Annotated in this window: 22 protein-coding genes; 3 read left to right on the top strand and 19 right to left on the bottom strand. The window is 65.9% G+C overall.

What is annotated here, in order from left to right; genetic code table 11:
• Nucleotides 1–7: 7 nt before the first annotated feature.
• The 19 genes from rpsH to queF form a co-directional block, all read right to left on the bottom strand.
• Nucleotides 8–388 carry a 30S ribosomal protein S8 gene (gene rpsH / locus QZ294_RS02235; protein WP_297046106.1) on the bottom strand — a complete coding sequence of 127 codons (381 nt, stop codon included), beginning with the start codon at nt 386–388 and terminating at the stop codon, nt 8–10.
• Nucleotides 389–489: 101 nt separating this feature from the next.
• On the bottom strand, nt 490–675 hold the full coding sequence (locus tag QZ294_RS02240) for a type Z 30S ribosomal protein S14 (protein WP_297046108.1): 186 nt from the start codon (nt 673–675) through the stop codon (nt 490–492).
• Between the two features lie 9 nt (nt 676–684).
• Nucleotides 685–1,224: a 50S ribosomal protein L5 gene (rplE, locus tag QZ294_RS02245; RefSeq protein WP_297046111.1), complete on the bottom strand. Its 540-nt coding sequence runs from the start codon at nt 1,222–1,224 to the stop codon at nt 685–687.
• A 9-nt stretch (nt 1,225–1,233) separates the two neighbouring features.
• Nucleotides 1,234–1,572, bottom strand: a complete 339-nt coding sequence (rplX, locus tag QZ294_RS02250) for a 50S ribosomal protein L24 (RefSeq protein ID WP_297046113.1) — start codon at nt 1,570–1,572, stop codon at nt 1,234–1,236.
• A 9-nt stretch (nt 1,573–1,581) separates the two neighbouring features.
• Nucleotides 1,582–1,950 (bottom strand): 50S ribosomal protein L14, encoded by a 369-nt coding sequence (gene rplN, locus QZ294_RS02255; protein ID WP_297046117.1) that lies wholly within the window; start codon nt 1,948–1,950, stop codon nt 1,582–1,584.
• A 9-nt stretch (nt 1,951–1,959) separates the two neighbouring features.
• The gene (gene rpsQ, locus QZ294_RS02260; protein ID WP_297046122.1) at nt 1,960–2,223 is read right to left on the bottom strand and encodes a 30S ribosomal protein S17; all 264 of its coding nucleotides are present in this window, start codon (nt 2,221–2,223) and stop codon (nt 1,960–1,962) included.
• 2 nt (nt 2,224–2,225) lie between these two features.
• Nucleotides 2,226–2,453, bottom strand: coding sequence for a 50S ribosomal protein L29 (rpmC, locus tag QZ294_RS02265; protein ID WP_297046125.1), 228 nt, complete (start codon nt 2,451–2,453; stop codon nt 2,226–2,228).
• Nucleotides 2,453–2,866 (bottom strand): 50S ribosomal protein L16, encoded by a 414-nt coding sequence (rplP, locus tag QZ294_RS02270; RefSeq protein WP_165075558.1) that lies wholly within the window; start codon nt 2,864–2,866, stop codon nt 2,453–2,455. The genes rpmC and rplP overlap by 1 nt, the downstream gene beginning before the upstream one ends.
• Nucleotides 2,866–3,507 carry a 30S ribosomal protein S3 gene (gene rpsC, locus QZ294_RS02275; RefSeq protein ID WP_297046132.1) on the bottom strand — a complete coding sequence of 214 codons (642 nt, stop codon included), beginning with the start codon at nt 3,505–3,507 and terminating at the stop codon, nt 2,866–2,868. The genes rplP and rpsC overlap by 1 nt, the downstream gene beginning before the upstream one ends.
• A gap of 3 nt (nt 3,508–3,510) precedes the next feature.
• Nucleotides 3,511–3,849: a 50S ribosomal protein L22 gene (rplV, locus tag QZ294_RS02280; protein WP_297046135.1), complete on the bottom strand. Its 339-nt coding sequence runs from the start codon at nt 3,847–3,849 to the stop codon at nt 3,511–3,513.
• 9 nt (nt 3,850–3,858) lie between these two features.
• Complete coding sequence (gene rpsS / locus QZ294_RS02285) at nt 3,859–4,143, bottom strand: 30S ribosomal protein S19 (RefSeq protein WP_165075528.1); 285 nt, start codon at nt 4,141–4,143, stop codon at nt 3,859–3,861.
• A 9-nt stretch (nt 4,144–4,152) separates the two neighbouring features.
• A complete protein-coding gene (gene rplB, locus QZ294_RS02290; protein WP_297046139.1) occupies nt 4,153–5,001 on the bottom strand; it encodes a 50S ribosomal protein L2 in 849 nt (282 codons plus the stop codon).
• A 2-nt stretch (nt 5,002–5,003) separates the two neighbouring features.
• Complete coding sequence (gene rplW, locus QZ294_RS02295) at nt 5,004–5,294, bottom strand: 50S ribosomal protein L23 (RefSeq protein WP_297046142.1); 291 nt, start codon at nt 5,292–5,294, stop codon at nt 5,004–5,006.
• A 1-nt stretch (nt 5,295) separates the two neighbouring features.
• A complete protein-coding gene (gene rplD, locus QZ294_RS02300; protein ID WP_297046145.1) occupies nt 5,296–5,925 on the bottom strand; it encodes a 50S ribosomal protein L4 in 630 nt (209 codons plus the stop codon).
• Nucleotides 5,926–5,934: 9 nt separating this feature from the next.
• Nucleotides 5,935–6,564 (bottom strand): 50S ribosomal protein L3, encoded by a 630-nt coding sequence (rplC, locus tag QZ294_RS02305; protein WP_297046149.1) that lies wholly within the window; start codon nt 6,562–6,564, stop codon nt 5,935–5,937.
• Between the two features lie 12 nt (nt 6,565–6,576).
• The gene (gene rpsJ / locus QZ294_RS02310; protein WP_297046152.1) at nt 6,577–6,894 is read right to left on the bottom strand and encodes a 30S ribosomal protein S10; all 318 of its coding nucleotides are present in this window, start codon (nt 6,892–6,894) and stop codon (nt 6,577–6,579) included.
• A gap of 586 nt (nt 6,895–7,480) precedes the next feature.
• On the bottom strand, nt 7,481–8,803 hold the full coding sequence (gene ftsY, locus QZ294_RS02315) for a signal recognition particle-docking protein FtsY (protein WP_297046155.1): 1,323 nt from the start codon (nt 8,801–8,803) through the stop codon (nt 7,481–7,483).
• The gene (locus tag QZ294_RS02320) at nt 8,803–9,873 is read right to left on the bottom strand and encodes a hypothetical protein (RefSeq protein ID WP_297046158.1); all 1,071 of its coding nucleotides are present in this window, start codon (nt 9,871–9,873) and stop codon (nt 8,803–8,805) included. The genes ftsY and QZ294_RS02320 overlap by 1 nt, the downstream gene beginning before the upstream one ends.
• 138 nt (nt 9,874–10,011) lie before the next feature.
• Entirely contained in the window at nt 10,012–10,512 is a 501-nt protein-coding gene (gene queF / locus QZ294_RS02325) for a preQ(1) synthase (protein WP_297046161.1), read from the bottom strand.
• Between the two features lie 500 nt (nt 10,513–11,012).
• Between queF and QZ294_RS02330 the strand changes: the two genes are divergently transcribed.
• From QZ294_RS02330 to QZ294_RS02340, 3 genes are read left to right on the top strand one after another with little or no spacing between them, the layout of a single operon-like run.
• Nucleotides 11,013–11,876, top strand: a complete 864-nt coding sequence (locus QZ294_RS02330; RefSeq protein WP_297046164.1) for a UbiA-like polyprenyltransferase — start codon at nt 11,013–11,015, stop codon at nt 11,874–11,876.
• Between the two features lie 22 nt (nt 11,877–11,898).
• Nucleotides 11,899–12,462: a ribosome biogenesis factor YjgA gene (yjgA, locus tag QZ294_RS02335; RefSeq protein ID WP_297046168.1), complete on the top strand. Its 564-nt coding sequence runs from the start codon at nt 11,899–11,901 to the stop codon at nt 12,460–12,462.
• Nucleotides 12,459–13,370, top strand: coding sequence for an AraC family transcriptional regulator (locus tag QZ294_RS02340; RefSeq protein WP_297046171.1), 912 nt, complete (start codon nt 12,459–12,461; stop codon nt 13,368–13,370). Before yjgA ends, QZ294_RS02340 begins: the two co-directional genes overlap by 4 nt.
• Nucleotides 13,371–13,407 lie beyond the last annotated feature (37 nt).

The raw sequence follows: 13,407 nt of genomic DNA on the forward strand, positions 1-13,407 counted from the left end.
ACACCGCCTACCAGATTTCGCACAGAAGTTCGCCGCCCACCTTCTTTTCCTGGGCGGTACCACCGTCCAGAACGCCGCTGGACGTGGAGAGAATGCAAATGCCAAGGCCGTTCTGCACCCTGGGAATCTGGCGCGAGTTCACATAGACGCGCCGGCCGGGCGTGCTCACGCGCTTCAGGCCCGTGATGACGGGGCGCCCCTTCATGTACTTGAGGGTGATGGTGATGACGTCGCCGTCCACGGCCACATCTTCGACGTAACCTTCCTGCTTGAGGATGGCGGCAAGCGATTCCTTCATCTTCGAGCGCGGCACATTCACTTCCTTGTGCAGGGCCAAATGTGCGTTGCGGATGCGCGTCAGCATATCCGCAATGGGATCTGTCAGCATCGAAAGCTCCTGAGGTTGTGTCCGCGGGGTTGACGGCCCCATGCCGCCACTTCCCGCGACGCGAAACGCGTCGATATGGCCCGGAACACCCGTCCGCCGGCTCACCAGCTGGACTTGCGCACCCCGGGCAGCTCGCCCTTGAGGGCAAGGTTGCGGAAGCAGATACGGCAAATGCCGAACTGGCGCAAGAAGGCGCGGGGCCGTCCGCAGAGCGGGCAGCGGTTATAGGCGCGGGCGCTGAACTTGGGCTTGCGCCGGGCCTTCACTTCCAGCGAAGTACGGGACATGGCGATCTCCTATTTGCGGAAGGGCATGCCAAGCTGATCGAGGAGGAACTTGCCTTCCTTGTCAGTGGTGGCCGAGGTGACGATGGTGATGTTCATGCCCTTGGGATTTTCCACCCGGTCGATCTCAAGCTCGGGGAAGATGGTGTGCTCCTTGACACCGAGCGTGAAATTGCCGCGCCCGTCAAAGCCACGGTCGGGAATGCCGCGGAAGTCGCGCACCCGGGGCAGGGCGAAGTTCATGAGCTTGTCAAGGAAGTCCCACATGCGGTCCTTGCGAAGGGTGACGCGGGCGCCGATGGGCATGCCCTCGCGCAGCTTGAAGGCGGCGATGGACTTCTTGGCGCGCGTGACCACGGCTTTCTGCCCGGCGATGGCAGTCAGCTCGGCCACGGCCTCTTCCATGAGCTTGTTGTTCTGCGTGGCGGCGCCAAGGCCGATGTTCAGAGAGATCTTCTCGATCCCGGGAAGCTGCATGGGGGAGGTGTAATTGAACTCCTTCTGCAGCACCGGGACCACTTTCTCCCGATATATCTTTTCAAGGCGTGTCATCGTATCACCTTATTCCATGACTTCGTTGCACTTCTTGCAGAAGCGCACTTTCTTTTCCTTGCCCTCGGACTCGATGCGGCGGTACCCCACGCGGGTGGGCTTGTGGCAGGCCGGGCAGACGACCATGACATTGGAAATATGGATGGGCATTTCCTTTTCCACGATGCCGCCGGGCTGCTGGGCATAGGGATTGGCGCGCATGTGACGCTTGACCAGATTGACCTTCTCCACAAGGATGCGGTCATGTTTGCGAAGGATCTTGAGCACCTTGCGGGGCACGTCCTTGTCCGCGTCTTTGCCGGCGATCACCATCACATTGTCGCCCTTGCGGATGCGAAACATCTTCATGGCGGACTCCTACAGCACTTCCGGCGCAAGGGAAATGATTTTCATGAAATTCTGGGCGCGCAGCTCACGGGCCACAGGGCCGAAAATGCGCGTGCCCACAGGCTCGCCCTGGCTGGAAAGCAGGACGGCGGCATTGCCGTCAAACTTGATGTAGCTGCCATCCATACGGCGCACTTCCTTGGCCGTGCGCACGATGACCGCCTTCATCACGTCGCCTTTCTTCACCTTGCTGTGGGGCATGGCCTCCTTGACGGAAACCATGATGATGTCGCCCACCGAAGCGTACCGGCGGTGCGAGCCGCCCAGCACCTTGATGCAGGCGACCTTCTTGGCGCCCGAATTGTCGGCGACCTGGAGCGTGGATTCTACCTGGATCATGGCGTTAACCTACACGGCTTTTTCGATGATGGAGACGAGATGCCAGCGCTTGTTGCGCGACATGGGCCGGAACTCCACGATCCGGACCTTGTCGCCCATGCCGCACTCGTTCATGGGGTCATGCGCCGTGAACTTCTTGCGGCGGCGCACATACTTCTTGAGCAGGGGATGCTTGACCAGAGTCTCGACGCGCACGACGATGGTCTTGTCGTTCTTGTCGCTCACCACGATGCCGGTCAGCGTCCTGCCCTTGCGGTGTTCCAGAGCTTGCATGTTCAGGCCCTCTGTTCCTTTTCGTTCAAGATGGTGGCGATGCGCGCCACCTGACGGCGGCGGGCCTTCAGCTCGGAGGTCTTTTCAAGGGCGGCCGCGGCATGGCGGAAACGCGCGCGCATGAGTTCCTCGCGCTCCTCGGCCAGCTTCTCGCGCAGCTGGGCGGCGTCCATGCCGCGCAGCTCGGCAACGTCGCGGACGATCTTTTCGCCTTTCTTCTTGGCAGCCATTACATGCCCTCCCTTACCACGATGATGGTCTTGATGGGCAGCTTGTGCGCGGCGCGCGTGAGCGCTTCGCGGGCCAGATCAAGGCTGACGCCCTTGATTTCATAAAGCACGCGGCCGGGCTTGACCGGAGCGCACCAGCCGACCGGAGCGCCCTTGCCCGAACCCTGACGGGTCTCAAGAGGCTTGGCCGTTACGGGGCGATCCGGGAAAACGCGGATCCAGACCTTGCCGCCGCGCTTGATGTGCCGCATCATGGCAATACGGGCGGCCTCGATCTGCTGGCTGGAAAGATGCCCGTGCTGGATGGCCTTGAGTCCGATATCGCCGAACGCGATGGAAGCGCCGCGCGTCGCCAGCCCGCGCAAGCGGCCTTTCTGCCACTTGCGGAATTTCACTTTCTTGGGCGCAAGCATTACTGTTCAACCTCTTTGTCAAGGATTTCACCCTTATAGACCCAGACCTTGACGCCGATGATGCCATAGGTGGTGCGCGCCTCGGCAAAACCGAAATCGATATCGGCGCGCAGCGTCTGCAAGGGCACGCGGCCATCGCGGTACCATTCGGTGCGGGCGATCTCCGCCCCGGCCAGGCGCCCGGAGCAGGTGACCTTGATGCCCTCCGCGCCGAACTTACGGGCCATGGAGACCGTGCGCTTCATGGCGCGGCGGAAAGCCACGCGGCGCTCCAGCTGCTGGGCGATGTTCTCGGCCACCAGCTGCGCGTCGATCTCGGGGCGCCGGATCTCATTGACTTCCAGGGAAAATTCGCGACCGAACTTCTGGCGCAGGTCCGTACGCAGCTTTTCGATCTCCACGCCCTTGCGGCCGATGACGATGCCGGGACGGGCCGTGGAAAGGATAAGGCGCACCTTGCCGCCCGCACGCTCAATCTCGATCTTGGAAAGCCCCGCGTGGTAGAGGAGCTTTTTCACGAAGGCGCGGATCTTGTGATCCTCCTGAACAAAGGCAGGATATTCCTTCTTGCTGAACCAGCGGGACTGCCAGTTCTTGTTGTACCCAAGCCGGAAGCCGAACGGATGTACTTTCTGACCCATAGCCTATTCCTGCCCTTCTGCGAGTATGACGGTGATGTGGCTGGTGCGCTTGTGGATCTTGCTCGCGCGACCCTGCGCGCGGGGCATGAAGCGCTTCCAGGTAGGCCCTTCGTTGACCACCACTTCCTTCACCACCATGGCGTCCACATCCACGCCCCCGAGCTGGGAGGCATTGGCGAGGGCGCTCTTGAGCACGCCGAAGATGACGCCCGCGGGCTTGTTGGGGGTAAAGCGCAACAGGTTCATGGCCTCCTCGACCCCAAGGCCCCGGACGTTCCTGGCGACAAGGCGGGCCTTGCGCGGCGAAACGCGCTGGAATTTCGCAATGGCTCTCGATTCCATATCCCTACCCTACTTCTTGCCGGCCTTGGCTTTCTTGTCGGCGGCATGGCCGTGGAAGGTGCGCGTGGGCGAAAATTCGCCCAGCTTGTGCCCGACCATGTTCTCGGTAACAAAGACAGGCACGAACTTTTTGCCGTTATGCACCGCAAAGGTCAGCCCCACCATTTCCGGAAGGATGGTCGAGCGACGCGACCAGGTCTTGAGCACGCGGCGGTCATTATTTGCCACCGCGGTATCGACCTTTTTCAGCAGATGGCCGTCAACGAACGGCCCTTTCTTCAACGATCTGGGCATGATCTACTCCTACTTCTGGCCGCGGCGCTTGACGATGAGCCGCGAAGAGGGCTTCTTCCTGTCGCGGGTCTTGTACCCCTTGGCGGGCATGCCCCACGGCGATACCGGATGGCGGCCGCCGGAGCTTCTGCCCTCGCCGCCGCCGAGCGGATGGTCGATGGGGTTCATCGCCACGCCGCGCACCTGCGGGCGCCGCCCCAGCCAGCGGTTCCGCCCGGCCTTGCCCAGCGAAACATTCTCATGGGAGATATTGCCCACCTGGCCGACGGTGGCGATGCAGGCGGCAAGCACCCGGCGCACTTCGCCGGAAGGCAGGCGCAGCAGGGCGTATTTGCCTTCCTTCGCCACAAGCTGGGCGTAGGTGCCGGCGGCGCGGCAGAGCTGGCCGCCCTTGCCGGGCGAAAGCTCGATATTGTGGAGCACCGTGCCCACGGGGATGCGGGCCATCTCCAGGGCATTGCCCGGCTTGATGTCCGCGCTCTGGCCCGTGCGGCCGTCCACGCCGCTCATGATCACGTCGCCCTGCTTCAGGCCGACGGGCGCCAGGATATAGCGCTTTTCGCCATCGGCATAGTGCAGGAGCGCGATGCGCGCCGTGCGGTTGGGATCATACTCGATCTCGGCAACCGTGGCGGGGATGCCGATCTTGTTGCGCTTGAAGTCGATGATGCGGTAGAGGCGCTTGACGCCGCCGCCGCGACGACGGCTCGTGACGCGGCCGCGGTTGTTGCGGCCGGCCTTCCGGGGAAGGCCCTCGGTGAGCGACTTCTCGGGCGTGGTCCTCGTGATTTCCTCGAAATCGGAGACCGTCTGGAAGCGGCGGCCCGCGGAGGTCGGTTTCAGCTTGCGGACAGCCATGACTACACCCCCTCGAAGAACTCGATTTTATCGCCCTCGGCCAGCGTCACATACGCCTTCTTCCAGCCGGGCTTGCGGCCGACCACACGGCCCTGGCGCTCCCTGTCGGCAGGGGCGCGGCGCACCACATTGACCGCCTCGACCGTAACGTCGAACGCCTTTTCCACCGCCCGCTTGATCTCGACCTTGTTGGCGCCGGGATGGACATAGAAAGCGACCTGGCGCGACGCGTCCTTGAGCATGGTCGTCTTTTCCGTGAGCAGGGGCTTGAGGAGAACAGTGGTCAGTTCCATCTTACTCTCCCTTGACAAAACGCGCCTGCACCGGCTCCACGGCACCTTCCAGCAGCACAAGCTGCTTGTGCCGCAGGACCTCCAGCACGCTCAGCTGATCGGGCGTGGTGAAACGGATGCCGGGAATGTTGCGCGAGGAGCGGATCAGGGTTTCATTGACTTCGGGCGCGACGATGAGCGCCTTGGAAAGGCCCAGGGCCTTCGCCACGGAGGCGAAGAGTCTGGTCTTTGGCTCGGCAAGTTCGATGGCCTTGACCACCAGCAGGCTCTCGCCGGCAAGGCGGCTCGAAAGCGCCATCTTCAGCGCGAGCGCGCGGACCTTCCTGTTGACCTTGAAGCTGTAGTCGCGGGGCGTCGGCCCGAACACGATGGCGCCACCGCGCCACACGGGCGAACGGTTGGAGCCGGACCGCGCGCGGCCGGTGCCCTTCTGCTTCCAGGGCTTGACGCCGCCGCCGGAGACAAAGGCGCGGGTCTTGGCATTGTGCGTTCCCGCGCGCCGCGCGGCAAGCTGCGCCCGCACCACGAGGTGGAGGATCTCCGCCCTCGGCTCGATCTCGAACACCTCAGGGGCCAGCGTGATCTCGCCGCTCTCCTGCTTGTTCTGGTCATATACTTTCACGGTAGCCATGTCGCTCCCCTACTGCTTGCGAACCAGGACGAGGCCGTTCTTGGGGCCGGGCACCGAGCCTCTGACGAGAATGACGTTGTCCTGCGGACGCACGCCCACGATCAGGAGGCCCATCTCCGTCACGGTTTCATTGCCCCAGTGGCCGGCCATCTTGCGGCCCTTGAAGACATGGCCGGGGAAGGTGTTGTTGCCGACGGAGCCGTTGTTGCGGTGCACCTTCTCGCAGCCGTGCGAATCCTTGGAGCCGGCAAAGTTCCAGCGGCGCATGCGGCCCTGATAGCCCTTGCCCACGCTCGTGCCCGTCACCTTGACGACATCGCCGGGGGCGAACATCTCCACGGTGAGCGCGTCGCCCGGCTTGTGTTCGGGCGCGCCGGCAAGGCGGATCTCGCGGGTATGGCGGTACAGGCCGTCATCGGCCTTGGCGAAATGGCCCTGCATGGCCTTGGTCACATGCTTGGCCTTGGCCTTCACAAAGGCGATCTGGAGGGCGTTGTAGCCATCCTTCGCTTCAGACTTGACCTGGGTGACGGGGCAAGGCCCGGCTTCAATGACCGTCACGGCCACAGCCGCGCCGTCCCCGCCGAAAATGCGGGTCATGCCCAGCTTGCGACCCAGAATTCCCAATTTCTCAGCCATGGCTGCCTCTCGCTAGAGCTTGATTTCCACATCCACGCCAGCGGGCAAGGAAAGCTTGCCAAGCGCGTCGACGGTCTGCTGCGTGGGTTCCAGAATATCCATGAGGCGCTTGTGGATGCGCATCTCGAACTGCTCGCGGGACTTCTTGTTCCCATGCACCGACCGCTGGATGGTGTACTTGTGGATATTGGTGGGCAGGGGGATTGGCCCGGCCACGCCCGCGCCGGTATTGCGCGCCGTGTCCACGATTTCCGCAACGGCCTTGTCCAGGATGCGGTAATCGTAGGCCTTGAGCTTGATCCGGATGCGATCGCTGCTGACAGTCGTCATTATGCCTACTCCATTTGCAAAAAACCCGGGCCGCGCGAACGCGGGCACTCCCGGCGCGGCCGCATGCGCGGCCGGCAAGCCACGACACCCCTGACGAAAAGGGGGCGCTTCCTGCGGGAAACTCCGGGATGACTCCGGCTGCGTGGGAGAAAAACGAACGCCGGGCGCACGTCACAGCCACGCGAAAACCTCGCGGGAAGCCCCTGACGCGGCCCGATCATGCCACCGAAACGGCGGCTGGCGGGACCCGCAGGGTCGCCAAACGGGGGAAGTTCCCCCACTCCTTACAGCCCCGGTCGCGCGGGCGCGCCTTGCGGCGTCGACCCTGCGCTGGCTCCGTCACTGGGCTGGAACGGCTCGACATTATGCGGCATCTGGCAACGCCTGCGAATGTCAAAGCCCTGGCGCGCGGCGCAGTGCCGCACGGCCCGGGCGCAGCAGGACAGGCTCGACCTGCCCTTCCCTGCCGTCCAGGGATTGCCTCACAAAATGTGGGACGTGGGAGGTTTTAACGGACATTCCCCCCGCCGTCAAGAATTTTCGGAAAAAATTTCCCCTGCCTGCCGCCCCGTCGCAAAAGCGCCGGCTACTCCCCCGCCGGTCCGCCCAGCAGGGCGCGGGCAAAGGCGTCGCCATCAAAGGGACGCAGGTCCTCCATTTTTTCGCCCAGCCCCACATAGGTGATGGGCAGCCCCTCGCGCAGGGCCACGGCGATAGCCACGCCGCCCTTGGCCGTGCCGTCCAGCTTGGTGAGGATGAGTTCGTCCGCCCCCGCGGCCTCCTTGAAAAGATGCGCCTGCGAAAGCGCGTTCTGCCCGGTGGTGGCGTCCAGCACCAGGACGCAGCGATGCGGCGCGCCGGGATGCTTCTTGCCCAGCACCTGGCGGATCTTGCCCAGCTCCTCCATGAGGTTGACCTTGGTCTGGAGCCTGCCCGCCGTATCCACGAAGAGGACATCCACCCCCTCCCGCACGGCGCGGTCCATGGCCTGCCACGCCACCGAGGCGGGATCGGCCCCCGGCGCTCCGGCATGGAATCCCGCGCCCGCGCGCCGCGCCCAGGTCTCCAGCTGTTCCACGGCCGCCGCGCGGAAGGTGTCGGCGGCGGCGATGAGCACCTTCTTGCCCTGCATGCGCGCCCGATGCGCCAGCTTGCCGATGGTGGTGGTCTTGCCCACGCCGTTGACGCCCACCATGAGCACCACTTCAGGAGGGTTCAGCGCGGCGATGCGGCGCGGCCGGCGGAACAGGTCCTCCAGTTCGGCGAGCAGGAGCGGACGCACCCCTTCCGTGCGCGTGACCTTTTCGCGCCGGGCGCGCTCCCGCAGCCGGGCCGTCATCTCCAGCGCGGTCTCGACCCCGAGGTCCGCCGTGATGAAGAGTTCTTCCAGCTCCTCCCAGAAGGCGTCGCTCAGTTCGCCATGGCTGGCGAACAGGCCATCCAGCCGCCGGGCGAACTGCTCGCGCGTGCGCGTCAGCCCCTGGCTGAACTTGAGGAAAAGACGGTTGCGCTCATCCTCTTCATCCTCCAGATCCAGGGCGAGAGCAAGGCGGTACTGCAACTCGGAGCGGAATTCCTCCACATGGCGGTATTCCATGCGCGCGAGCCAGTCCTGAAACTCGGTGACAAAGGTCTCCGCCTCGGCGGGCGGCGTCTCCAGGGCGCGCAACAGCAGGGCGAGCCTGCGCCACAGCTCGTCCCCGGCGGTATCCACGCCGTCAAGGACAACGCCGAGCCATGTCGAAAGCCGCGGCTCGGCCTCGCGCAGACGGAGGATGAGAGCGGCATCCGCAGCGTCATCGCCCGCGGGGATGGCGCCGGACGCGGGGGACACCGGCGCGCGCGCGCCGTCGGGAGCGGCTGCGCCGCCCCCGGAAAACAGACGACGAACCCTGGAAAAAAAGCCCATTACCGGCCCCCCTCTCCGCTTCTGGTCCCATTGCCTCCGCCCTCCAGGGCCGCGAGCACCTCTTCGAGGGCACGCGCGCATTCCTCCACGGGCAGGGCGCGCGTTTCGCACTCAGGGTCGTTGAGTGCCGCCTGCATCTTTCTGGCGGCGGCGGCGAGGCGCTCCGCCCCCAGGCAGGGCGCGGCCTGCTCCAGCATGCGCCCCAGATGGCAAAGCCCGGCGGTCTCGCCATCCGAAAACAGACGCTCCATGAGCCGGGGCGCGCGGGAAAACGTCTGGCGGAACATGCCGGCCGTCACGCGCCAGGCATCGGGATTCCTGCGCTGGAAGCGGCGCCCCAGGGCCGGGTCCACCGCCGGGAGCGCCGTCACGGGGGACGCCTTTGGCCCGGACGCGCTCTCCTCGGGCACGCGGGGCGCAAGGCCGAGCACCACGGGTTCGGGCGCGGCCGCCGCCGTTTCCGCGTCAGGCGCGGCGCCAAGGCGGCCGAGACGCCGGCGCACGGCACTCAGGTCTCCCCACAGCCAGAGCAGAAGCAGGAGCGCCAGCGTCCAGAGCGCCGCCCCAAGGACGAAGCGCCAGCGCTCGCGCGCCACGAGCTGGGCCTGTTCCTCCTCGTTCAGCCGGGGCGAGAGCCAGACTTCCACGGAACCCACGGTCTGCCCTTCCATCCTGAGCGGGTTCATGCCCTGCACGCAGTTCTCGGCCAGTTCGTCATCCCAGGGCACCGGTTCCCAGAGATAGTTGCGGCGCTGGCCCTCCAGCATGCCCTGACGGGTCTCCACCTTGACGGCGTAGAGGCGTTCGTCCTCCATGGCGCCCATGACGATGGTGCGCGCCGTGATTTCGTCCAGTTCCCAGGCGGGCAGGGCCAGCAGCGTGGCAAGCTGGGCCGCCGTGCGGCCGGCCTCGCCGATGAGGCGGTTTTCCGCGTCGCGGCGGCTGCTTTCCAGATTCCAGAGGCCCAGGATGAAGAATAGCGCCAGACCGGCGCCCCAGAGGCAAAGGGCGATCCAGCGGCGGCCCGCGCGGGAAATGCGTGGCGTGTGCGGCAATGCGTTCCTGGGCATGGGTTATGGCGTATCCGGGGGCTTTCGCCCCGATTTGCGGCGCGCGTCCGGCCCGTGGCCGTTTCCCCGGGCGCCGGGCGTTCCGGGCGGCCCTGACTATGCCTCACGCGGGCGCGGCGCGCAAGGGAGATGTCCGCGTCAGGGCCGGTGGGGGTCCCCCTCGGTCCGCCAGGCGGCCACCAGGGCGCGGACGGCGGCCTCGCGCGGAGCGGGGAGCGCCTTGGACTCCTCGGCGAAGACATGGATGCGCGTGCCCCCGCGCGGCACGAAAAGGCCCTTGACCCGGCACCAGGCCGGGGCGAGCACGGTCACGAGGTCCTCAAGGATCGTGTTGGTGATGCTCTCCATGAAGGACTGATGATTGCGGAAGGCGAACATGTAGAGCTTGAAGCTCTTGGATTCCACACACCACTCGTCCGGGATGTATTCCACGCTGATGGTGCCGAAGTCCGGCTGGCCCGTCACCGGGCAGAGCGACGTGAATTCGGGGAACGTGATGCTGATCACATACGGCCGGTGCGGATAGCGGTTGGGAAACGCCTCCAGCAGCGAGGCCCGCGGGCCGTCCGTCACGGACGGCAGGGAGCCGCCGCCAAGCAGGCGCAGGCCGGTAACGTCATCCCTCTCACGGCTGGACATGGCTCCTCCTCTTCCCTTCCGGTTTTGCTTTGGCTTTATTATACTTTTGCGTTGGTGAGGCGCCTGTGCGGTATGGATACCGCCGAAATTCTCCGTCAAAAACAGCTCTGCGTTGCTGTCCATTTGCGTAAGCCGCGCTTCGCGTGGCAACGCAAACGCGCCTGCGGCGCGCCCTTCGGGTGGCTTCGGCGCTGGCTGCGTCAGAAAAAAATTTTCTTGGTCGAGTACTTGAGTACACTCCCCGCGAAAATTTTTCTCTTCCTTGCCAGCGCCGAAAGATCTTATTTTTTCGGATTCTTCCGGCACCAGCATCCGTCTGTCGCTTCGCTCCAGACGGACTTAAGGATGTCTATCAACTGCAGTATACAACAGGGCCTTTGCCTTGGCGCGCGGATGCTTGTAAGCTGCGGCGCCACAGGCTATGATGAGCGTTCTACGACATTCCGGTCCTGACGTCCAATGCCCCGCGGCGGGCGGCGGGGCCGCCGCGGAGCCTGACCATGCATACCCGTTTCGGACACTTCGGCGACATCTGCCGGATGATCAAGATCGAGCATTCCATCTTCGCCCTGCCCTATGCCTGGGCCGGGGCGGTCCTCGCGGCGCGCGGCCTGCCGCCGTGGCGCGCGCTGCTGCTGCTCACCGTGGCGATGGTGGCCGTGCGCTCCTTTGCCATGACCTTCAACCGCATCGCGGATGTGCGTATCGACGCCGAAAACCCGCGCACCAGGGACCGGCCGCTCGTCACGGGCGCCATCAGCATGGGACAGGCGCGGGCTTTCTGCGCCCTCATGGCCGTCATCTTCATCGCGGCCTGCGCCGGGATCAACAGCCTCTGCCTCTGGCTCTCCGTGCCCGCCCTGCTCTTCGCCGGCGCCTACAGCCTGCTCAAGCGCGTGACGCCCCTCTGCCACTACTGGCTCGGCGCCACACTCGGCCTGGCCCCGCTGGCGGGCTGGATAGCGGTCACTCCCGAAAGCATGGGCCTTGCGCCCGTGCTCCTCTTTTTCGCCGTGACCTTCTGGGTCGGCGCGTTCGACATCTATTACGCATTCCAGGATCTGGACTGCGACCTGGCCCAGGGCCTGCATTCCATCCCCGCCCGCTTCGGGCCGGACACGGCCCTGGCCCTGGCCGGATTCTCGCACGCGCTCACGGTCATCTTTCTCACGCTCACGGGCATGGCGGCCGGGCTGGGCTGGGCATGGTACGTCATCTGCGCGGGCATCGCCCTCCTGCTCGTGGCGGAGCACCGGCTCATGCGCCCCGGCGACCTGCGCCATGTGAACACCGCCTTTTTTACCCTCAACGGCATCATCTCGCCCGTGGTGCTCGTCGGCGTCATCCTGGGCCTGTATCTCTGAACCCGCTCCACAAGGAGGACCCATGCCGCGCAAGCGCGCCGCCGCCCCGGGACCGGAAAACGATCGCCCGCAAACGCCGAGCCGCTCCGCCAGCAAGCGGGACAGCCACGCCCGGCAGGCCCTGGGCATGGAGATCGCGCGCCTCACCGCCGCCGAGCGCGCGGCCCTGCCGCTGACGCCCGAACTCGCCGAGGCCATGGACCTGCTGGACCGCCTCACCGATCACGAAGGACGCCGCCGCCAGGAGCAATACATCGGCAGGCTCATGCGCGAGGCCGACGGAGAGGCCCTGCGGCGCGCCATGGCACGGCGCCAGACGGCCAATGCCGCCGCGGTGGCGCGCTTCCATGCGGCGGAGTCCTGGCGCCAGCGCCTGCTGGAAGCGGCCGATGCCGATGTGCCGCGCCTGCTTGAGGAATTCTGGCGGCGCACGGGGGAAACGGCGGATGCGGATGCGGAGCTGCCCCGCGCGGTGGAGGCCGCCAGGGCGGCGCGCGCCCGGGGCGACACGTCGCCCCGCGCCTCCCGCGTCCTGTTCCGCCGCCTTGCCGATGCTCTGGCCGCCCCCGGGGAGGCAGACCAATGACCCAAACGTCCTCGGCCCGCGTTCCCCTTGCGGCCACCCTGGAACGGCTCGCCGCGCTCCTGTGCCGGGAACTGCCGGAGGATGGACGCCGCGCCGCGCCGGGCGGCATGTTCTTTCTTGTGCGGCATGACCGGCCGAGCCTCGGCGGCCACTGCTTTGAAAAACCCCTGGCCTCGCTCGTCGTTCAGGGGGGCAAGCGCATCCTGCTCGGCTCGCGCGAGGTCGCCATCCATGCCGGCCAGAGCATGGTCGCGGCCGTGGACCTGCCCAGCGCCACGCTGAGCATGGAAGCCACGCCGGAACGCCCCTTTCTCTCGCTGTTCTTCCTGCTCGACCGGCGCATCCTGTCCGATCTGCTTCTCGAACTGCCGGCCGGCGGGGTCGGGGAGGCAGCGCCGGCGGGCGTATCGGTCACGGATGCGACGCCGGACTATGCCGACGCCATGCTGCGCCTGGCCGCCCTGCTGGAAACACCGGACAGGCTCGCCGTGCTCGCGCCCATCTTCCTGCGCGAGCTGCATGGGCTGCTCCTGCTGGGACCGCACGGCGGCGTCCTGCGCGCCCTCTACGCCCGGGGCAGCAAGAACCGCCAGATCATCGAAGCCATCGCCTACCTGCGGCGCAACCTCACCCAGCCCCTGCGCGTGGAGGATGTGGCCCGGGAAGCGCATATGTCCGTTTCCAGCCTGCACCGCCATTTCAAGGGCGTCACCGGGTTCAGTCCGCTCCAGTTCCGGAAGAAACTGCGCCTGCACGAGGCCCTGCGGCTCATGCTCACGGAAAACGAACGCGCCGCGACGGCGGCCGCCGCCGTGGGCTATGAAAGCGTGACCCAGTTCACCAGGGAGTACAAGCGCATGTTCGGCGAGCCGCCGCACCGCGACATCGCCCGCCGCCGCGGGGACTGAGTGGCGCGGCGGTCCAGGGGCGCCCCCTCCCGCATGG

The sequence above is a fragment of the uncultured Desulfovibrio sp. genome (genome assembly GCF_910584445.1).
Lineage (GTDB): Bacteria > Desulfobacterota > Desulfovibrionia > Desulfovibrionales > Desulfovibrionaceae > Desulfovibrio.